Here is a 20197-nt window from a genome sequence, read left to right on the forward strand (position 1 = left end):
GGCCTTGCGAATGTCTTGCCGATCAGTACGGGCAGGTCTCGTCCGTCATGTAGTCGTGCACCTGTACCTTGCCGGAGATGATATCGGCCTTCACCTTTTCCACCGCATCGAGCATTTCCGGCGTGATCAGCGGCTTGTTGTGCTCGTCGAGCGCGTAGCCGACGCCGTCCTCCTTGAGGCCGAGATTGGAGATGCCGAACTCGAACTTGTCGTCCTTAGCCGCCGTGAAGGCGTCATAGACGGCGACGTCGACTCGCTTCAGCATCGAGGTCAGCACCTTGCCCGGCTGCAGCATGTTCTGGTTGGAGTCGACGCCGATGCCGAGCTTGCCCGCATCCGCCGCCGCCTGAAGCACGCCGACGCCGGTGCCGCCGGCGGCGTGATAGACGACGTCCGCGCCCTGGTCGATCTGCGACTTGGCGATTTCACCGCCCTTGACCGGATCGTTCCAGGCGTCCGGCGTCGTGCCCGTATAGGCTTCGAGCACCTTGACGTCTCCGCCGACAGACTTGGCGCCGCCGACATAGCCGCAGGCGAATTTGTGGATCAGCGGGATATCCATGCCGCCGACGAATCCGACAGTCTTCGACTTGGAGGCGAGCCCGGCGAGCACGCCGACGAGATAGGAGCCTTCCTGTTCCTTGAAGACGATCGATTTGACGTTCGGCTTCTCGACCACCATGTCGATGATGGCGAACTTCGTATCCGGATATTCCGCAGCGATCTTTTCGAGCGATGCGGCCCAGTTGAAGCCGGCCATGACGATCGGGCTATTGCCGTCGCTGGCGAAGCGGCGCAGCGCCTGTTCGCGCTGGGCATCATTGGCGATCTCGAATTCGCGGTATTCGATGCCCGATTCGGCCTTGAACTTTTCTGCGCCGTTGAAGGCCGCTTCGTTGAAGGATTTGTCGAACTTGCCGCCGAGATCGTAGATGAGCGCCGGCTTGACGTCGGCGGCCAGTGCCGTCGCAGACATCATCGAGAAAGCAAAGAGACCGAGAATGGTTTTTTTCATCTTGCAGCCCTGTTGTCGCAATTGGATCTTTTCGGGTTTTCCGCGGGCGGCGTGAGCCTTGCCTGCGGAGCCCGCCCCTCTTCTGTTTAAGGCTTGGGTGGCCGCATCCTTGCACGGCTTCTTCAAAAAAACATCCAAAATTTTTCAGATGGTAAAAAGCCGCCGGCCCGCTTTGGAGCGCTGGCGGCTGGCGCAAGCGGACGGACTTCGCTTCAGCCGATCGGACAGCTGACGCCGGTGCCGCGCAGGCCGCAATAGCCGTCCGGATTCTTGGCGAGATATTGCTGGTGGTAGCCCTCGGCGAAATAGAACGGGCCGGCAATTGCGATTTCCGTGGTGATCTCGCGGTCGTTATTGAAGGCCCTGAGCGCCCGCTTGAATGTATTGCGCGCTGCATTCGCTTCGGCAAGCTGCTCCTCGTCGAAGACATAGATGGCCGAGCGGTAGGTGGTGCCGATGTCGTTGCCCTGCCGCATCCCCTGTGTCGGGTCGTGCTCCTCGAAAAAGGTCTTGAGCAGGCGGCGGAGCGACAGTTTTTGCGGATCGTAGACGACCAGCACGACTTCGGCATGGCCGGTCAGCCCCGTCGTCGTCTCCTGATAGGTGGGGTTCGGCGTCAGTCCGCCGGAATAGCCGACGGCCGTCACGTGGACTCCGTGGATCTGCCAGAAGAGCCGCTCGGCGCCCCAGAAGCAACCCATGCCGAAAAGCACCTTCTTCATGCCCTCCGGGTAGGGGCCCTTCAGCGACCGGCCGGAGACGAAGTGCGTCGCAGCCGTCGGAATTTCCTCGGCGCGGCCGGCAAGCGCGGTCTCGGCGTCGGGCAGGATGTTCTTCTTGTTGAACATGTCGATCAGAAACATCTGCGGCTCCTTCCGATGACCGAAAGCGTTGAGCGGCGCGGATTCAGGCCGCAAAGCGCCCGGCGGCCGGCTTCTTCTTGTATCCCGCCATCCACAGGACCAGCGCGACGACGACCATGACGGCGAAGGCCGGCTGCATGAAGATCCAGTGCAGGGCGGTCAGCCAGATGGCCGGCCCCGCATCGGTCCGCTGCAGCGATTGCACCCAGTTGAGCGCATCCGGCCCGAGCAGCCCGATCCCTTCCGCAAGCGGCGTCAGCACTGGCTCGGAGGCGGCCACCGACTGGATCGAATCGATGGTGCCCGCAAGCACCGCGGCCATCAGCGCGACGAAGCTTGCAAAGCGCAGCAAGAGCCGCATTCACCCTCCTTGGCCGGGTTCGCCCCTTAAAGCCTGTCGATCGTTTCCAGCCGCCCCATTCCCGCTCGGCGTGTCTTATGGAAAGAGATAGGCTCGCCGCCGGACGAGCGCAATGGCGGAGCGCGCCACAACATCTCACGCAATGTCAACAATCTGTCAGAAACCAGTTGATCCGCCGCCAATCATCAGTATATATCGCGCCCGTCCGCCGGTTTTGCCGGCGGCACGGTGGAGTTCACTCCCCCATCCAGCCGGAGTGACCAACGGCTGCAGACGGATGGACAGGTGGCCGAGTGGTTGAAGGCGCACGCCTGGAACGCGTGTATACGTGAAAGCGTATCGAGGGTTCGAATCCCTCTCTGTCCGCCATATTTTCCTTTGTGATCCTCAGCGCCCGCCCCGCCGGATGTTCGCGTGACAGCGGCACCGACCCGTGGCATAGGGGTGCCCGCAACCCCACCGAGCCGTCCCCCACATGATCCGTATCGAGAATATCAGCAAGTCCAACAGTCACCGCATTCTTTATATCGAAGCCTCCGCCGCCTTGAACCGCGGCGAAAGGATCGGCCTTGTGGGTCCGAACGGGGCGGGGAAGACGACGCTTTTCCGGATGATTACCGGCGAGGAACAGCCCGACGAGGGGCAGGTCTCGGTCGAGAAGGGTGTAACGATCGGCTATTTCGACCAGGATGTCGGCGAGATGGCCGGGCGGTCCGCGGTTGCCGAGGTGATGGAAGGGGCAGGGCCTGTCAGCGCCGTCGCGGCGGAACTCCGCGCGCTCGAGGCGGCCATGTCGGATCCGGAGCGGATGGACGAAATGGACGCGATCATCGAGCGCTACGGGGAAGTGCAGGCGCGCTACGAGGAGCTCGACGGCTATGCGTTGGAGGGGCGTGCCCGCGAGGTCCTTGCCGGCTTGAGCTTCAGCCAGGAGATGATGGACGGCGACGTTTCCAAGCTGTCGGGCGGCTGGAAGATGCGCGTGGCACTCGCCCGCATCCTCTTGATGCGCCCGGACGTCATGCTGCTCGACGAGCCGAGCAACCACCTCGATCTCGAAAGCCTGATCTGGCTGGAAGATTTTCTGAAAAGCTATGACGGCGCCCTGCTGATGACCTCGCACGACCGCGAGTTCATGAACCGGATCGTCACCAGGATCATCGAGATCGACGGCGGCGCTTTGACGAGCTATTCCGGCGACTATGGCTTCTACGAGGAGCAGCGGGCGCTGAACGAGAAGCAGCAGCAGGCCCAGTTCGAGCGCCAGCAGGCCATGCTCGCAAAGGAAATCAAGTTCATCGAACGCTTCAAGGCCCGCGCCTCGCATGCCGCGCAGGTGCAGAGCCGGGTGAAGAAGCTCGAGAAGATCGATCGCGTCGAGCCGCCGCGGCGTCGCCAGACGGTCGCCTTCGATTTCCTGCCGGCGCCGCGTTCCGGCGAAGACGTCGTCAATCTCAGGAACGTCCACAAGGCCTATGGGAGCCGGACGATCTATGGCGGACTCGACTTCATGGTGCGCCGGCGCGAACGCTGGTGCATCATGGGCATCAACGGCGCCGGAAAATCGACGCTGCTGAAGCTCGTCACCGGCTTCGCCCAGCCAGACCAGGGCAGTGTGTCGCTCGGCGCCAGTGTCAAGCTCGGCTATTTCGCCCAGCATGCGATGGATGTGCTCGACGGCGACAGCACCATCCTCCAATGGCTGGAGGAACGCTTTCCCAAGGCCGGTCAGGCGCCGCTCCGGGCGCTGGCCGGCTGTTTCGGCTTTTCCGGCGACGACGTGGAGAAGCGCTGCCGGGTGCTCTCCGGCGGCGAGAAGGCGCGGCTGGTGATGGCGGCAATGCTGTTCGACCCGCCGAACTTCCTCGTCCTCGACGAGCCGACCAACCACCTCGACCTCGATACCAAGGAGATGCTGATCAAGGCGCTCTCGGCCTATGAGGGCACCATGCTGTTCGTCTCGCACGACCGCCGCTTCCTGTCGGCACTGTCCAACCGCGTCCTGGAACTGACGCCGGACGGCATTCATAAATATGGCGGCGGCTATCGGGAATATGTCGAGCGCACCGGCCAGGAGGCGCCGGGCCTGCGCGGGTGAGGTTCTGCTGGCGTCGACGGGATCGCTGCAGGGCAGCTCACTCCTGTTGCGGCGGCTCGACCGGATCCAGAATATCCGCCGCGTCATATTTCGGCGAACCGACCTTGCGGTCGATCGGCCACATGGTCATCAGCTCCGCCGGAAACGGCCTCATCAGCTCCGCCGGATCCGCTTCCGGCGAAAGCCAGCGTTCATAGTCTTGTCCGTGCAGGATCACCGGCATGCGGTCGTGGATCTCGGCGATCATCTCGTTTGCCGGACAGGTGATGACGCAGAAGGTGCGGATGTCCTCGTCGGTTTCCGGGTCGCGCCAGGTATCCCAGAGGCCGGCAAGCGCGAAGGGCTCGCCGGATTTCATGGCGATCGCGTAGGGCTGCTTGTTCTTGCCGGTGCCGTAAATGTCCTTCCACTCGAAGAAGCCGTCGACCGGGATCAGGCAGCGGCGCCGGCGATAGGCGTCTTTGAACAGGCCGACGGTCGAAATCCCTTCCGAGCGCGCATTGATCGGCGGCGGCCGGCCCGGCTGCGTTTTCGCAAAGCGCGGGATCAGCCCCCAGCGGGCGCTCGCGAAGCTCGGGCCGAACACGTCGGGGTCGCGTATCACCTCGGTGACGATGATCGGATAGTAAAGCGACGGCGCGCCGTTATAACGCGGGAACTGGTTGGCCATCCCCTCGACCGCTTCCCGCTCGGCAAAGGAGAATTCGCGCAACAGACCGTCGAGATTGCTCTTGATATAGACCCGCCCGCACATCGCCTCGCCCTCTCTCAAAGCAAAGGTATCGCGCCGGTCTGCGAGGTCAATGACGATGGCCGCACGCCGTTCAGGGTTCGACGAAGGCCTTGATGTTCTGGGCCTGGATTTCCCATCCCTTCTCGTTGCTGCAGATCACTTCCTCGCGCCGCTCCTGCGGCAGGGAGCCGAAGCCCGATTCGGTGATCGTCAGATGCGTACCCTTTGTCGTCGGTTTGAGGTGGAATTCGACGCGCGTCGAAGGTGCATTCGAAACGTCGGCATTCGGATCCTCTGAATGCGGCCAGCGAAAGGCGAAGAGCTGCGACGGCTCCATTCGCTCTGTCACCGAGGTCCATTTGATGCCCTCGTGGCCGGGATAGGTGATTTCGCCGGTGGTGACCTGACCGACCACGAAGGGCCCGTCGAGCTTGACGCGAAACCATTCGCCGAAGGCCTCGTGATCGGTGAGCGCACGCCACACCCTCTCGACCGGAGCCGCCAGTTCGATGCGCTTTTCGATGCTGTCCTTCATGCTCTGCCCTCCGCTCCCCTTGTGCTGCTCAGCCCGCCGCTTCGCCGGGTCGCGCCGTCAGCCGGTTCTCGACGCTCTGGACGCCGATCACCGAGGCCGCCGCCTCGCCGGCGCAGGCAATGTCCGCTTCGCGCGCCACCGTTCCGGACAGGACAACCATATTGCCGAGGGCGATCACGTCCATGTCGCTCGTGTCTATGAAAGTCGCGTAGCGGAGGAAGCGCAAGACCTTCTGCGCCAGATCGTCATCGGTCAGATGCGGGTCGTCGTCCTTGTGCGAATAGATCGGATGCTCGCTCGACATTCTTTTGACCCCGTCCCCAAGCGCAACGCTTTGTGACGGCTGAATGTTCCGGGTGTAAATGGTCGCAGCCGGCGGCCTTTTCTTAACGGTGTCGCGCGCCCTAATCCGGTACGGTTGAAGGGAGCATGCACTACAGCGCCGCGCGTCTTATCAGACGCGCAAAGGTCGCTGTAGCACTTTGAATTGCTGCATGGCTTTGTCCTTAAATCGAGGTCGATTTAAGGAGACATGCAGTAGGCCGCTGCCTTGCCTCCACCGTCAAAACGGGTCTATGCGTCGGTCTGTCTGCATGAATCACAAATGCGCGGCTCCGGGCGCGCTCCCCTCCGACCCGCTCTCGGGAACCGATCGCAATCAATCGGTTCAAGCCGAACTGTCGTGATAAGGCTCGCGCATGTCCGAAGTCTTTTTGAATGTGCTCCCGATCTTCGTGCTGATCCTCACCGGCTGGCTGATCGTGAAATTCGGCTATCTGAAGCCGGCCGTTGGCGAGGCGCTGGGCGACTTCGTCTTCCGGGTTGCCGTGCCGGTCCTTCTGTTCCGCACCATCGCCGAGGCGGATTTCAAGGAGGGGTCGCCCTGGCCGCTCTGGGTCGCCTATTTCTCCGGCGTCGCCGTCACCTGGACCATCGGCCATCTGGCCGCGACGCTCGGCTTCGGCCGCGACCAGCGCATGGGCGTGCTGGCCGGCGTCTCCTCGGCGTTTGCCAACACGGTCTTCATCGGCCTGCCCTTGGTGTCCCGGGTGGTGGGGGAGGAGGGGATCGTCGCACTTTCCATCCTGCTTTCGGTGCATCTGCCGGTGATGATGATCGCCGGGACCGTGATGATGGACCGCGCCGACCAGAAGGTGAGCGGCCGGCCGCGGCAGAGCCTATTCAAGCTTTTAGCCGGGGTGGGCCGCAATCTCGCCCGCAATCCTCTGGTGATCGGGCTTGCCTTAGGAGCGCTCTTCCATCTTCTCGGCCAGCCGCTCGGCGGTCCGGCCAAGATCGTGGTCGATCAGCTTGCAGGCGTCGCCGCCCCAGCAGCACTCGTCTCGATCGGCATGGCGCTCGACAAATACGGGCTCGCCGGCAATACCGGCCTCGCCGCCGTCACCAGCACGCTGAAGCTCGTCGTGCTGCCGGGCGCCGTCTTCGCCGCCTGCCATCTCCTGGGCCTGAGCGACAGTTGGACCGCCGCCCTGGTCCTGACGTCTTCCGTGCCGACCGGCGTCAATGCCTGGCTGATCGCCAACCACTTCAATGTCGGCCACGGCCTCGCCTCCTCGACCATCACGCTGACCACGGCGCTTGGCGTCGTGAGCGTTTCGGCCTGGGCCTATCTGTTGATGTAATGTAGGTTTTCGCGCTCGCGCTTGCCGCTCATCCCGCTGCCGCGACCTTCTCCCCGCAGGCTGGGAGAAGGGGTATGCCGCACCGGACGAGCCTACTCCTGCATGCGGCGAGAGGGTTCAAGCCGGCGCGGCATCGTCCCTTCTCCCCGTACAAACGAGAGAAGGTCGCGGCAGCGGGGTGAGGGCTCGGAGCCACCGTTTCGCTAGAACAGCCGGTCGAGCCAGCCGTGGCGGTCCGGGGCGCGGCCGTTCTGGATGTCGAGCAGCGCGGCCTTCAGCTGGCCGGCCACCGGACCGGCGCCGCCGTCGCCGATCGTGAAGTTGCGGGTGCGGCCCTTCACCTTGCCGATCGGCGTCACCACAGCGGCGGTACCGCAGGCGAAGGCCTCGGCCAGCCGGCCGCTCTCGGCATCCGCCTGCCACTGATCGATCGAATAGGGCTCTTCGCGCACCGTGAGGCCGAGGTCGCGGGCGAGCGTGATCAGCGAATCGCGGGTGATGCCCGGCAGGATCGTGCCGGTGAGCGGCGGCGTCTGCAGCGAGCCGTCCTCGAAGACGAAGAAGACGTTCATGCCGCCGAGCTCCTCGATCCAGCGCTTTTCGACGGCGTCGAGGAAGACGACCTGGTCGCAGCCCTCGCGGGTCGCTTCTGCCTGCGCGGCGAGGCTTGCCGCATAGTTGCCGCCGCATTTCGCCTCACCGGTGCCGCCGGGGGCCGCCCGCGTGTAGTTTTCGGAGGCCCAGAGCGTCACCGCCGGAGCGCCTCCCTTGAAGTAGGAGCCCACCGGCGAGGCGATGACGCAATAGAGGTAGTCGGACGAGGGCTTCACGCCGAGGATCGCCTCCGTGGCGATCATGAACGGCCGGAGATAGAGCGAGGCGCCTTCAGCCGCCGGAATCCAGTCGCGATCCGCCCGCACCAGGGCGCGCACGGATTCGACGAACAGCTCTTCCGGCAAGGGCGCCATAGCCAGGCGATTGGCGGAGTTGGTGAAACGGCGCGCATTGGCGCCCGGGCGGAACAATGTGGCGCCGCCGTCCGGCAGGCGGTAGGCCTTCATGCCTTCGAAGATCTCCTGGGCATAGTGCAGCACCACCGTCGACGGGCTGAGATCGAAAGCCTTCCGCGGCTCGATCCGGGCGTCATGCCAGCCGCGTCCCTCGGAATAGCGGATCGTCGCCATGTGATCGGACAGCACGCGGCCGAAGCCCGGGTTCTTGAGCAGGGCCTCACGCTCGCCCGCTGCCATGGGGTTCGGATGTGTCTCGATGAGGAAAGTTCCGCCGCTGGTCATCTATCGTCCGCTCCTTCGCTCCGAATGCAACCGTCCCGCTCACACGCAGAGGGACCAGGCTCCGATCGGATTGCATTTGGTTACATTGTCAGTTGCACAGATATTAGCATCGCCAAAGAAAAATCCGATAGGCGCGGCATCGGCGCGAAGCTTTCCGGCGCTCACCCGGCGGCGACTGATCGGATAGAAAAAGCCCGGTCGATGACCGGGCTCTTCGAAAAGAAATATCGATCGCTTAATGTGCCGGGGCCGGTGCCGGAGCCGCCGCCTGACCGGCTTCCGCCGGAGCCGGGGCAGGAGCCGCCGTCTGACCACCTTCGGCAGGGGCGGCAGCCGGTGCCGCGTCCGTCGCGCCGGTCGCATCCGCCGCCGGCAGCGGTGCCGGGCTGTCGGCCTTCTCGCGCAGCCAGGCGATCAGATTCGCCCGCTCGTCCGGCTTCTTCAGGCCGGCAAAGCCCATGGCCGTGCCCGGCACGTGTTTCTTCGGCGCCTCGAGGAAGTAGCTCAGGTGGTCGTAGTCCCAGACGACCTTGCCGCCTTCGGCAAAGGTCTTCATGCCGGCGGAGTAGGCGAAGCCCTCATGCGAGGCGACCGGACGGTTGACGAGGCCCCAGAGATTCGGGCCGACCTTGTTCGGTCCGCCCTTCTCGATGGTGTGACAGCTTGCGCATTTCTTGAACACGGCTTCACCGGCGGAAGCGTCGGCCTTGGCGAGCAACGGGCCGATCGGCTCCGACTTTGCTTCTTCGCCGCCGCCCGCACCGGCCTCGGCGGTCGGCTCCTCGGCGACGATCGCGAAACCTTCCTTCTCGGGAGCTTCGGAATGGAAAATGCCTTCAGAAGCAATGGACACGGTCATCAGCACGAAGACCGTACCCAGCAAGGCACCCACACCCATGTTCACATATGGATTCATCTGCAAACGCTCCCTTTGCCACCGGCGCAAACAAAAACCCGGCCCATCTTGAAATCGCGCGGAACCTATGTCTTTTGGCTCTGCGTTGCAACAGAGATTATCGCCCCCGAAGTGAGACCTTTTGACACTTTCTCAGGGGTTTTTGAAGGCATGACGATGAATCGTGAAAATTCGGGCAAAGCCCTCGTGCTCATCCCCGCGCGCATGGCCTCGACGCGCCTGCCGGGCAAGCCGCTCGCCGACATCTGCGGCCTGCCGATGATCGTCCAGGTCGCCAGGCGCGCGGCGGAAGCAGACGTCGGCCGGATCGTCGTCGCCGTCGATCATGACGAGGTCTACGAGGCGGTGCGCGACGCCGGCTTCGAAGCGGTCATGACGCGCATCGATCACCAGTCCGGCTCCGACCGGATCTACGAGGCGCTGCAGAAGGCCGACCCTAACGGAGAGGCGGAAATCGTCATCAATGTCCAGGGCGACCTGCCGACAATCGAGCCCGGCCCGATCCGCGCGGCCTTGAAGCCGCTCGAAAACGCTGCGACCGATATCGCCACGCTGACGGTGGAAATCACCGACGAGCGCGAGAAAACCAATCCGAACGTCGTCAAGGTGGTCGGGTCGCCGCTGTCGGAGAGCCGGCTGCGCGCGCTCTATTTCACCCGCGCGACCGCACCCCATGGCGCCGGGCCGCTCTATCACCATATCGGCCTTTACGCCTACCGGCGGAGCGCACTTAAGACGTTCGTGTCGCTGAAGCCTTCGACGCTCGAGAAGCGCGAATCGCTCGAGCAGCTGCGGGCCCTCGAGGCGGGCATGCGCATCGACGTCGAGATCGTCAATTCCGTGCCGCTCGGCGTCGACACGCCGGCCGACCTCGAAAAAGCCCGCCGCATGCTCTCGGCTTGAAAGGACAGCCAAAGTGACCGTCAAGACCAACAGGATTGCCTTCCAGGGCGACTTCGGCGCCAATTCCGACATGGCTTGCCGCGACATGTTCCCGTCGATGGACCCGTTGCCCTGCCAGACCTTCGAGGATGCCTTTCTGGCGGTCGAGAACGGCGAGGCGGATCTCGGCATGATCCCGATCGAGAACACGATCGCCGGCCGCGTCGCTGACATCCATCACCTGCTGCCCGAATCGCGCCTGCATATCGTCGGCGAATATTTCATGCCGATCCGCTTCCAGCTGATGGTGCTTCCGGGCGTCAAGCACGACGAAATCCGCACCGTGCACAGCCATATCCATGCGCTCGGCCAATGCCGCAAGATCGTCCGCGCCAATCGCTGGAAACCGATCGTCGCCGGCGATACGGCCGGTGCCGCCAAGCTCGTCGCCGAGACCGGTGACCGCTCGATGGCAGCGCTCGCCCCGCGGCTTGCCGCCGACCTCTACGGGCTGGAGATCATCGCCGAAAACGTCGAAGACACCGACAGCAACGTCACCCGCTTCGTTGTGCTGTCGCGCGAGGAGCAGCGGACGACGCGCAAGTCGGACGACGAGTTGATCATCACCACCTTCGTCTTCAACGTGCGTAACATTCCGGCCGCTCTCTACAAGGCAATGGGGGGCTTTGCCACCAACGGCATCAACATGACGAAGCTCGAAAGCTACCAGCTCGGCGGCAAGTTCGTGGCGACGCAGTTCTATGCCGATATCGAGGGCCATCCGGACGACGAGGGCGTGCGCCACGCCATGGACGAGCTGCGCTTCTTCTCGGAAAACGTGCGGATACTCGGGACGTACAAGGCGCATCCGATGCGTGGGGTGCTCTGAGGGCCAGTCGGGAACGATGCGTGGGCGGACTTTCGACCGCTTGCCAGAGGCGTGCATTTGAGAAATATGCAGCGTCCCAGGCAGGTCGCCTGAGTTCGCCGAATGCGGTGTGCTTCAGGAGCGCTTTTGCCCGGGCCTCCATCCCCGTCGTCATCCTCGGGCTTGACCCGAGGATCCATGTTACGCTGGCCAAATCACCGCCAGAACCGGTGCTTGCGATTGGATCCTCGGGTCAAGCCCGAGGATGACGCTTTGAGGGGATGTCACGACCCATTGCGGCGTCGACAGTCCGGTCAGGCGGTTGCCGCAGCACCTTGTACGGCGGTCTCCGATGCCCGCAATTCTGCTGGCAGCGTGTGCCGGATGGACGTCCCGGACCTTCGAAAAACGGCGAATTATCGTTAACCGGCTACGCGTCCAGCGCATGCCTAATTTGCAATCATGGAACTACTGAAATCTTAGGCAAATGCCTATTTGACCTTCGTCAAGAAAAAGAAAATGGAGTGTCAAAAATGAAGATCCGTCAGAAGATCATGGAATATGCAAAATTGCGCCGTGCGGTACGCGAGCTGAACGCTCTGGACGACCACGCACTGAGCGACATCGGTCTTTCCCGATCCCAGATCCAGGCTGCCGTCTACGGCCGCTAATATACGATTGCCCGCGCGTGCATTCTACCCGCGGCGCGAAAGTCTTCCACACCCCGCCGGCGTTCCCGCGGGGTGTGAGCGAAGCCTGCACTTGCCTTTGCATCATTCGTCGTAGAGGCAGACACGCAGGCGATGCCCGTCCGGATCGAGGGCGACGAAGGTCGGTCCGAAATCCATCCTCGTCAGTTCCTGCGCAATCAACAGCCCCATCGCCTACCATTCCTCATAGTGAGCGCGGACGGCCTCTTCTCCCTCCACCATGAATGCGACTTCGGCCCGGCTGCCTTCGCCGACAGGCTGGGGCTGCACCTTCTCCAGTGCCCAGAGACCCAAGGTGAAGCCTTCCTTGAACTCGAAGGAGCAGAAGGTCGGAAAGGCGGCCGTCGGTTCCTTGCCGAGCAGCTTGCGATAGAATTCGACGCTTGCCAGCGGATCGGCAACATAGAGGACGATGAGATTGGGATTTGCCATGATGGTCTCCTTCTTTCGGGACCTTCAAGCTAGCGGTGCCTGCTGTCAGTTTTTGTCAGCAGTCTGAGCGTGACGGAAAGGCGAACTTCTCAGTCATTCAGACCCCGACAGGGTCGACGCCATGCGTGGCGCGCCAGTCCTTGAGCAGCGCCTGGCGCCGGCGCGGGTAGCGGCTGTCGAGCAGTGCCGCCTCTGCGATCCGGTCAGTCCGGAAATGGCGGAAGCCCTGACGGAGCTCGCACCAGGCAGCGAGCACCCGTGTCTCCTCGAAAAAGCCAAGCGCAAAAGGCCAGACCGTGCGGCGGCTGTCGCGGCCGTCATTGTCGAGATAGCTGAGCTCGAGCTTGTGCTCGGAGCGGATCGCCTTGCGCAACAGGCCGAGATCGACCCGGTCGGCGACCGGTTGACGTGGGCCCACGAGCAGTGTGGAACCGTCGAGCTTCTCCTTGAGCTCGGCCGGCAGCACCGAGCCGATCTTCGCCAGAGCGTCGCCCGCCGCTGTCGCAAGCCTCTTGTCGCCGCGTTTCGCAACCCAGCGTGAACCGAGCACCAGCGCCTCGATCTCCTCCTCGGAGAACATCATCGGCGGCAGCAAAAAGCCCGGCCTGAGGACATAGCCGACGCCCGCCTCGCCTTCGATCCCGGCGCCCTGGGCCTGCAGGCTGGCAATATCGCGATAAAGGGTGCGGAGGCTGACGCCGGTCTCCTCGGCGAGTGTCCGGCCACTCACCGGCCGGCGGTGGCGTCTCAGCACCTGAATGAGATCGATGAGCCGTTCCGAGCGCGACACCGATTCCTGTCCCTACCCGCTCAGCTGCGCTCCGGCCAGGACAGCCAGTCGCGCATCAACTGGTGGGCGATCGCCCCCTTCGGCGGCGGGATGTGCTCGTCCGGCGTCGTCGCGACCCCCGTCGAACGCTCCAGCATCGCTTCGGTCTCCGCACGGGTGAACCAGCGCACGTCCTCGAGTTCCTGCTCGTCGCGCTTGATGGCGGTCGATCGCGCCTCAGCATAGCAGCCGATCATCAGCGAGTGCGGCAGCGGCCAGGGCTGCGAGGCGTGATAGCGCACCCGGCCGATGCGGATGCCCGATTCTTCGTGCGTTTCCCGGCGCACGGCGTTTTCGATGGTCTCACCCGGCTCGACGAAACCGGCAAGGCAGGAATACATGCCCGGCGCGAAATGCGGGCTGCGGCCGAGCAGGCAGAGGTCGCGCTCGATGTCGACCGTCAGCATGATGACGACCGGGTCGGTGCGCGGAAAGACCATGTGGCCGCAGGCGGTGCAGATTCGCCGGTAGCCGCCGGCGGCACCGTCCATCGGCCCGCCGCATCGGCCGCAGAAGCGGTTGTTGGCGTTCCAGGTGATCAGGCTCGACCCTTGGGCGAACTGCCCGAGCAGCTCCTCCGGCAGCATCTGCTGCCGGTAAAGCATGCGCGCATCGGCGATCTTGAAAGGTCCTGGCACGGTCTCCTCGGTCAGGCCGGAAGGAACGGCGAGCCGCGGCTCGCCGTTCGGCAGGAAGCCGAGCAGGACCGCCTCGTCGATCGTCGGTTCGAGACCGGCGAGCTCATAGGGAGCGAAAAGCGGATCGATGATCTTCTCGTCGTGCTTGACGATCAGCTTCGCCCCGGAAAAGGCGAGGAAATGCGCGCCCGGATGTTTGAGCGCCTTCTCGACGCAATCGTCGGCGCGATGCTCGGATTGCCGGTCGAGGTGATTTTCCGCGAAGGCGACGAAGGTGCTCGGCTCCGGATGGGGGCTGTGAAGATCGAAGATCGTTTTCGTCATTTCAAAGATTTTCCAATATACGCGCTGCGAATACCTGATGCTCGCCTTCGGGCCACGGCTCGGCCTTGCCGAAGCCCCAGACCGGACCGGGCCAGTTCGGATCGCCCTTGCGGCGGGCGATGACATGCACATGAAGCTGCCGGACGATGTTGCCGAGCGCGCCGATGTTGATCTTCTCTGCTCCGGTGACTTTCTTGAGCGCCGTTGCCGCCATATTCGTCTCGAAGGTTAGCATCGCCTGGTCGAGCGGCGTGAGCTCGAAGACCTCCGAGACGTCGGCGCGCTGGGGGATGAGGATCAGCCACGGCCAGCGGCGGTCGTTCATCAGGCGAAGCTGGCAGAGGCCGAACGGGGCGATCGGTATGCCGTCGCGCTCGAGGCGCTCGTCGAGCGTGAATTCGGTCAAGAAAAACTCCCTCGGGATCAAGCGGATTCGCCTTGTATTCTATATCGATAGCAGTTTTTTGGCGGCTTGGCTTGCATTTGCTTCAGATATTGCCGATATGGAAGCCGGGAGGTTGGTGGTGGACGAGCCACTCGCCAACCGGGTCAGGTCCGGAAGGAAGCAGCCCTAACGAGCCCCGGCACGGGTCATCGTGCCAGCCTCCCACCTTCTCCGTCCTGTCGGGACAAGAGTTCGAACAGCGGCAGGGTCGATGAGCGACGAAGCGCCCATTTCATCCCCAGTTTCATCCGTCGAAAAACCGGCCGCCTACCGCGTTCTGGCGCGCAAATACCGCCCCAAGGATTTCTCCGACCTGATGGTCGGCCAGGAGCCGATGGTGCGCACGCTCACCAACGCCTTCGAGACCGGCCGCATCGCCCAGGCCTATATGCTGACGGGCGTGCGCGGCGTCGGCAAGACGACGACGGCGCGCATTCTGGCGCGGGCGCTGAACTACAAGACCGCCGAGATCGACAAGCCGACGATCGACCTGCGCGTTCCGGGCGAGCACTGCCAGGCGATCATGGACGGCCGCCATGTCGACGTCATCGAGATGGACGCCGCCTCCCATACAGGCATCGACGACATCCGCGAGATCATCGAGCAGGTGCGCTACAGGCCTGTCTCGGCGCGCTACAAGGTCTACATCATCGACGAAGTGCACATGCTCTCGACCCAGGCCTTCAACGGCCTGCTGAAGACGCTCGAGGAGCCGCCGGAGCATGTGAAGTTCATCTTCGCGACGACCGAGATCCGCAAGGTTCCGATCACCGTCCTGTCGCGCTGCCAGCGCTTCGACCTGAGGCGCATCAGCGCCTCGGACCTGGTCGGGCTCTTCTCCACCATCCTCGGCAAGGAGGCCGTGCCCTTCGAGCCGGAGGCGCTCGCCATGGTAGCGCGTGCGGCGGAAGGTTCGGCGCGCGACGGCCTGTCGCTGCTCGACCAGGCGATCGCCCATGGCGGCGGCTCGGTCGAGATGGAAACGGTGCGCTCGATGCTCGGTCTCGCCGACCGGGCACGGATCGTCGATCTCTTCGAGCACATCATCAAGGGCGACGCCGCGGCGGCACTCGCCGAATTCGCGGCGCAATACGAGGCCGGCGCCAATCCGACGATCGTGCTTACCGATCTTGCCGACTTCACCCATCTCGTGACGCGCATGAAATATGTGCCCGAGGCGGCGAACGATCAGTCCTTGAGCGAGGTCGAGCGCCGTCGCGGTGCCGAATTCGCCGGCAGCGTCGCGGTCACCACCCTGTCGCGCATCTGGCAGATGCTCCTGAAGGGCATTCCCGAGGCGGAAAGCTCGGCGCGTCCCGCCGGCGCCGCCGAGATGGTGCTGATCCGGCTCGCCCATGCAGCTCACCTTCCCTCGCCGGAAGAGGCTGCGCGGCGTTTGCTCGAGCTTTCGGGCGGCGAGGCAGGCGAGGGGCGCCCTGCGCCGGCCCGCAATGGCAGCGGTACCCAAGCTCAGGCCGCCCAGCCCCCCGTTCAGGCCCGTTCCGTCGAGGCGGCGCCCGTGCAGCGGCCGTCCGGCAACGGCGCGACCATGCTGCGCGCCGTGCCGGATGCCGCTCCCCAGCCGATCGCCGTCGGCCGCATCGAGGAGAAACCGGCGCCGGCAGCCGCCGCCAGGCCGGAGCCGAAGGTCCCGGTCAATTCGGTAAGCGACATCGCCGACCTCTGCGCGAAGAACCGCGACATCAAGCTGAAGACGCTGGTGCGCGGCTTCCTGCGGCTCGTCCATATCGAGCCCGGCCGGCTCGACGTCAACCTCCCCGACGATGCGCCGAAGACGCTGCTCAATGAGCTGGCCGTCAAGCTCAAGGAGTGGACCGGCATCCACTGGGTCGTCAGCTACAGCCGCGAGCCGGGCGAGCCGACGCTGGTCGAGGCCGAGCAGCGTGCCCAGGAACAGCGCGTCAACGACGCCCGCCAGGATCCGGACGTCGCCGCGATCTTGGCGCGCTTTCCGGGCGCGCGGATTACCGACGTACGCATCCGCGCCGCGGAGGAAGAGGCCGAAATGCTCGCCCCGGCGGCCGCCGAATCCGCGGACGGCGATATCGTACCCGGCGACGACATCGAGTAGGCGCCGAGACACGGGGCGCCTTCGAATTCAGGCAGACATAGCAACCGACAGGAGACGACGATGCGCGACATCATCGGCATGATGGGCAAGGTCAAGGAAATGCAGGCCAAGATGGAGAAGCTGCAGGCGGAGATCGCCGCGCTCGAAGTCGACGGCACCGCCGGCGGCGGCCTCGTCACTGTCCGGCTCGACGGCAAGGGCCATATGAAGAGCCTGAAGATCGACCCTTCGCTCTTCAAGGAGGACGATGTCGAAATCCTCGAGGACCTGATCGTCGCCGCCCACAAGGACGCCAAGGAAAAGGCGGACGCGGTGCAGGCGGAAAAGACCCGCGAACTCACTGCCGGCCTGCCGATCCCGCCCGGCATGAAGCTGCCCTTCTGATTGGCGGAGATCGCCGTCAAAGCGATTCCGTTTATCGGGGAGATGCGCTAAAAGCCGGCCATGGCAAAGCGAGTCACCGGTCCCGAAATCGAAAAGCTCATTCAGCTCCTGGCAAAGGTGCCGGGGCTCGGCCCCCGTTCTGCGCGCCGCGCCGCGCTGCATCTCGTCAAGAAGAAGGAGCAATTGCTCGGTCCGCTGGCCGAGGCGATGGGCGAGGCGCATCGCAAGGTGAAGATCTGCTCCTGCTGCGGCAATGTCGATACAATCGATCCCTGCACCGTCTGCACCGACGAGCGGCGCGACCAGGCGGTGATCATCATCGTCGAGGACGTTGCCGATCTCTGGGCGCTGGAGCGCGCCGGGGCGCTGAACGCCGCCTATCATGTGCTCGGCGGCACGCTGTCGCCGCTCGACGGCATCGGCCCGGATGATTTGAACATCAAGGGGCTCGTCGATCGCGTCGCCAAGGGCGGCGTGCGCGAGCTGGTCATCGCCGTCAATGCGACCGTCGAAGGCCAGACGACGGCTCACTACATCACCGACCAGCTCGAGGGCATGGAGGTGAAGATCACCCGCCTCGCCCATGGCGTCCCCGTCGGCGGCGAGCTCGACTATCTCGACGAAGGCACGCTGACCGCCGCGCTTCGGGCGCGCACGACGATCTGAAGGAATGCCGATGCGTTTGAAGTCTCGTATTCGCTCGTGGTTTGCCGGTCCTGCAGGGTCCACCCCCCTCTGCCCTGCCGGGCATCTCCCCCACAAGGGGGGAGATCAGTTTGGAACGAGCGCACAAATTCACAATACCGCCGCCGCACACGCGTCTCTTTCCGCAGGGGGAAGCCCTTGCCGCCCGCCAATCTCCACCCTTGTGGGGGAGATGCCCGGCAGGGCAGAGGGGGGTAAGCCTCGCGCACGCATAATCCTCGCGACCATCGCCGCACTCCTCGCCCTCAACCTTCCCGCCCACGCCGCCACCAAGGCCGATGTCGAAGCAAAGTTCCGTCAGTGGCTTGCGAAGGATCTCTGGCCGGAGGCGAGACAGGCCGGGATTTCCGCTTCTGCTTTCAAGGCCGCCTTCGCCGATGTGAAGCTCAATTGGGACCTGCCCGATCTGGCGCCGCCGGGCTTTCCGAAGGCGAAGGAGCGCAAGCAGAGCCAGGCGGAGTTCTCGTCGCCCGGTTCCTATTTTTCCGAGAAGAGGCTGCAGGGCCTCGCGGCGACCGGCCGCAGCCTCGCCTCAGCGCATGCCTCGACCTTGAAGCGGATCGAGCGGAGCTACGGCGTTCCGGGACAGGTCGTGCTGGCCATCTGGGGGCGCGAATCCGGCTTCGGCCGGGCGAAGATCCCGCATCCGATCATGGACGTGCTGGCCACCAAAGCCTTCATGTCGACGCGGCCGGAGCTTTTTCGGCGCGAATTGATCGCGGCGCTCACCATCCTTGAGAGCGGCGACGTCAAGGAAAGTGAAATGCGCGGTTCCTGGGCTGGCGCCATGGGCCAACCGCAGTTCCTGCCGTCGAGCTTCCTGAAATATGCGGTGGACTTCGATGGTGACGGCCGCCGCGACATCTGGAATTCCGTGCCGGACAGCCTCGCCTCGATCGCCAATTATCTGTCTGAAATGGGTTGGCAGAGCGGCCGCGACTGGGGCTTCGAAGTATCGATCCCTAACGGCGTCTCCTGCGCCCAGGAAGGCCCCGACCTGGCGCGGCCGATTGCCGATTGGGCCGGCATGGGGATCGCCCGCGTTTCCGGCAAGGCCTTTCCGTCCGCTGAGCGGTCGGCTTCCGGCATGATGCTGGTGCCGGCCGGCACCCACGGGCCGGGCTTTGTCGTCACGCCGAATTTCTACGTCATCAAGGAATACAACAATTCCGACCTCTACGCCCTCTTCATCGGCAACCTTGCCGACCGCATCGCCTCGGGCGGCGGCGCCTTCCGAGGCGAATGGGGCGATGTCGGCAAGATGCTGCGCTCCGACGTGCTCGGCATGCAGAAGGCGCTGGTCGCAATCGGCTACGATGTCGGCAAGGTCGACGGCTTGCCGGGCTACAAGACCCGCCGCTCGCTCGGCGACTGGCAGGCGAAGAACGGCCTGGCGCCGACTTGCTTTCCCGATCCGTCGCTGAAGGCGAAGCTGCGCTGACTTTGGGTCTGGCCGCAAAAGGCTGAATTCCTCGGGAAAGGCCAAAGAGCCGTTCCGCCAGGAAGCGCAGCTCATCGCGCACAGGGTCTGGTGTTTGATACGGTCCTTGAAACGTCCGCGAACCCCGACGTCGTGGCCGCCGGCCACGTCGCTAGCGATCATCGGTCTGGCCTCTATCCTGAATGGACTACAGTGGACGTGTCGCCGTTCCGTGCCGCTTTTTAGCCAGATCTGATACACTACAGCGCCGCGCGTCTTATCGGATGCGCAAAGGTCGCTGTAGCATTTTGAATTGCTGCATGTCTTGGGTCCTTAAATCGAGGTCGATTTAAGGAGACATGCATTAGCAATTGCAGGAGCATGCCAACAATCAAAGGAGGAATGTCAGGTTACGCTATGATTGTATCGCCATGCTTGTAGCATACTTCATCTCCATGGCGCCAATGGAAGCTCGGGCCGGTCCTATGGAAGATGTGAAGGCCGCATATACAGCTTGGGACGAGGCCTTTGGAAAGCGGGATGCCAAGGCGGTTGCCACCTTCTATGCGGAGGACGCGCTTCTTCTTCCTCCTAGCCATGATTTGATCGAGGGACCTGCTGGCGTTGAAAAGTTCTTCAGCGGCATATTCGGCATGGGCGCCACCGATCACAGACTTGAGGTGATCAGGGTGGATGGCGACGGAAAGTTGATTTACGGCGCAGCTAAATGGTCTGCCAAGGGCAAGGATGCCCAGGGCAAAGACCAGCCTTGGGGTGGGATTGCCACGCATGTCTTTGAGCGCCAAGCCGATGGCAGTTTGAAAATCAAGCTCCATACGTTCAATTGACTTCAGTTCTGCCGATGAGTGTTCGCAGAATTGAGCATGATCGCACCTGGGCCGTATTGACCACCTGCCTACTCTCGACGGCGATCGTGATCGGCCCGGCGACCTTTCCAGTCGCCAAGCGTGCTCATCGCCAACGGACTCACGGAGCCAATTTTTGCCGT

Annotated in this window: 21 protein-coding genes, 1 tRNA gene, 1 other RNA gene and 1 pseudogene; 12 read left to right on the forward strand and 12 right to left on the reverse strand. The window is 63.7% G+C overall.

From position 1 onward, the window contains the following. Nucleotides 1-22: 22 nt before the first annotated feature. The 3 genes from NXT3_RS00950 to NXT3_RS00960 form a co-directional block, all read right to left on the reverse strand. A complete protein-coding gene (locus NXT3_RS00950; protein ID WP_037422496.1) occupies nt 23-1015 on the reverse strand; it encodes a BMP family lipoprotein in 993 nt (330 codons plus the stop codon). Nucleotides 1016-1227: 212 nt separating this feature from the next. Further along, nucleotides 1228-1878 carry a peptide-methionine (S)-S-oxide reductase MsrA gene (gene msrA / locus NXT3_RS00955; protein ID WP_104838659.1) on the reverse strand — a complete coding sequence of 217 codons (651 nt, stop codon included), beginning with the start codon at nt 1876-1878 and terminating at the stop codon, nt 1228-1230. 43 nt (nt 1879-1921) lie between these two features. Next, a complete protein-coding gene (locus NXT3_RS00960; protein ID WP_097525442.1) occupies nt 1922-2239 on the reverse strand; it encodes a hypothetical protein in 318 nt (105 codons plus the stop codon). Between the two features lie 279 nt (nt 2240-2518). Here NXT3_RS00960 and NXT3_RS00965 point away from each other — a divergent pair. After that, nucleotides 2519-2608, forward strand: a tRNA-Ser gene (locus NXT3_RS00965). A gap of 106 nt (nt 2609-2714) precedes the next feature. Further along, nucleotides 2715-4337, forward strand: a complete 1623-nt coding sequence (abc-f, locus tag NXT3_RS00970; RefSeq protein WP_104838660.1) for a ribosomal protection-like ABC-F family protein — start codon at nt 2715-2717, stop codon at nt 4335-4337. 37 nt (nt 4338-4374) lie between these two features. On the opposite strand, the gene NXT3_RS00975 is transcribed toward abc-f, so the two are convergent. From NXT3_RS00975 to NXT3_RS00985, 3 genes are all read right to left on the reverse strand, one after another. Beyond that, entirely contained in the window at nt 4375-5091 is a 717-nt protein-coding gene (locus NXT3_RS00975; protein WP_104838661.1) for an SOS response-associated peptidase, read from the reverse strand. Between the two features lie 70 nt (nt 5092-5161). After that, a complete protein-coding gene (locus NXT3_RS00980; protein WP_037422474.1) occupies nt 5162-5605 on the reverse strand; it encodes an SRPBCC family protein in 444 nt (147 codons plus the stop codon). 28 nt (nt 5606-5633) lie between these two features. Then, on the reverse strand, nt 5634-5909 hold the full coding sequence (locus NXT3_RS00985) for a BON domain-containing protein (RefSeq protein ID WP_037422472.1): 276 nt from the start codon (nt 5907-5909) through the stop codon (nt 5634-5636). A gap of 394 nt (nt 5910-6303) precedes the next feature. On the opposite strand from NXT3_RS00985, the gene NXT3_RS00995 reads away from it, so the two are divergent. Then, nucleotides 6304-7248, forward strand: coding sequence for an AEC family transporter (locus NXT3_RS00995; protein WP_097537657.1), 945 nt, complete (start codon nt 6304-6306; stop codon nt 7246-7248). 203 nt (nt 7249-7451) lie between these two features. Here the strand turns inward: NXT3_RS00995 and NXT3_RS01000 are convergent, their stop codons facing one another. Together NXT3_RS01000 and NXT3_RS01005 are read right to left on the reverse strand one after the other, a co-directional pair. After that, nucleotides 7452-8543, reverse strand: coding sequence for a branched-chain amino acid aminotransferase (locus tag NXT3_RS01000; protein ID WP_037422467.1), 1092 nt, complete (start codon nt 8541-8543; stop codon nt 7452-7454). 235 nt (nt 8544-8778) lie between these two features. Further along, entirely contained in the window at nt 8779-9459 is a 681-nt protein-coding gene (locus tag NXT3_RS01005) for a c-type cytochrome (protein ID WP_097537658.1), read from the reverse strand. A gap of 156 nt (nt 9460-9615) precedes the next feature. Here NXT3_RS01005 and NXT3_RS01010 point away from each other — a divergent pair, with 156 nt between their 5' ends. The 3 genes from NXT3_RS01010 to NXT3_RS01020 all read left to right on the forward strand — a co-directional run bounded on the left by NXT3_RS01010 (nt 9616) and on the right by NXT3_RS01020 (nt 11880). Continuing rightward, entirely contained in the window at nt 9616-10362 is a 747-nt protein-coding gene (locus NXT3_RS01010; protein ID WP_104839908.1) for a 3-deoxy-manno-octulosonate cytidylyltransferase, read from the forward strand. Nucleotides 10363-10375: 13 nt separating this feature from the next. Then, nucleotides 10376-11230: a prephenate dehydratase gene (locus NXT3_RS01015; protein ID WP_037422463.1), complete on the forward strand. Its 855-nt coding sequence runs from the start codon at nt 10376-10378 to the stop codon at nt 11228-11230. Nucleotides 11231-11742: 512 nt separating this feature from the next. Then, complete coding sequence (locus NXT3_RS01020) at nt 11743-11880, forward strand: DUF1127 domain-containing protein (protein ID WP_012710021.1); 138 nt, start codon at nt 11743-11745, stop codon at nt 11878-11880. 102 nt (nt 11881-11982) lie between these two features. Here NXT3_RS01020 and NXT3_RS01025 read toward each other — a convergent pair. From NXT3_RS01025 to NXT3_RS01040, 4 genes and pseudogenes are all read right to left on the reverse strand, one after another. After that, nucleotides 11983-12351: pseudogene (locus NXT3_RS01025) on the reverse strand (VOC family protein). Nucleotides 12352-12448: 97 nt separating this feature from the next. Then, nucleotides 12449-13141, reverse strand: coding sequence for a helix-turn-helix transcriptional regulator (locus tag NXT3_RS01030; RefSeq protein ID WP_097537660.1), 693 nt, complete (start codon nt 13139-13141; stop codon nt 12449-12451). A 20-nt stretch (nt 13142-13161) separates the two neighbouring features. Then, a complete protein-coding gene (nudC, locus tag NXT3_RS01035) occupies nt 13162-14142 on the reverse strand; it encodes an NAD(+) diphosphatase (protein WP_097537661.1) in 981 nt (326 codons plus the stop codon). Between the two features lies 1 nt (nt 14143). Next, entirely contained in the window at nt 14144-14548 is a 405-nt protein-coding gene (locus tag NXT3_RS01040; RefSeq protein WP_037422456.1) for an HIT domain-containing protein, read from the reverse strand. A gap of 107 nt (nt 14549-14655) precedes the next feature. Between NXT3_RS01040 and ffs the strand changes: the two genes are divergently transcribed. The 6 genes from ffs to NXT3_RS01070 all read left to right on the forward strand — a co-directional run bounded on the left by ffs (nt 14656) and on the right by NXT3_RS01070 (nt 20036). Continuing rightward, nucleotides 14656-14753, forward strand: an RNA gene (gene ffs, locus NXT3_RS01045) — signal recognition particle sRNA small type. Between the two features lie 45 nt (nt 14754-14798). Next, on the forward strand, nt 14799-16679 hold the full coding sequence (locus NXT3_RS01050; protein WP_104838663.1) for a DNA polymerase III subunit gamma/tau: 1881 nt from the start codon (nt 14799-14801) through the stop codon (nt 16677-16679). A gap of 60 nt (nt 16680-16739) precedes the next feature. Continuing rightward, entirely contained in the window at nt 16740-17063 is a 324-nt protein-coding gene (locus NXT3_RS01055; RefSeq protein WP_037390630.1) for a YbaB/EbfC family nucleoid-associated protein, read from the forward strand. Nucleotides 17064-17123: 60 nt separating this feature from the next. After that, nucleotides 17124-17729 carry a recombination mediator RecR gene (gene recR / locus NXT3_RS01060; RefSeq protein ID WP_104838664.1) on the forward strand — a complete coding sequence of 202 codons (606 nt, stop codon included), beginning with the start codon at nt 17124-17126 and terminating at the stop codon, nt 17727-17729. Nucleotides 17730-17940: 211 nt separating this feature from the next. Continuing rightward, nucleotides 17941-19209 (forward strand): lytic murein transglycosylase, encoded by a 1269-nt coding sequence (locus NXT3_RS01065; protein ID WP_234828072.1) that lies wholly within the window; start codon nt 17941-17943, stop codon nt 19207-19209. A 464-nt stretch (nt 19210-19673) separates the two neighbouring features. After that, complete coding sequence (locus tag NXT3_RS01070) at nt 19674-20036, forward strand: YybH family protein (protein WP_234828073.1); 363 nt, start codon at nt 19674-19676, stop codon at nt 20034-20036. Nucleotides 20037-20197 lie beyond the last annotated feature (161 nt).

It is taken from the genome of Sinorhizobium fredii, assembly GCF_002944405.1.
Classification (GTDB): domain Bacteria; phylum Pseudomonadota; class Alphaproteobacteria; order Rhizobiales; family Rhizobiaceae; genus Sinorhizobium; species Sinorhizobium fredii_C.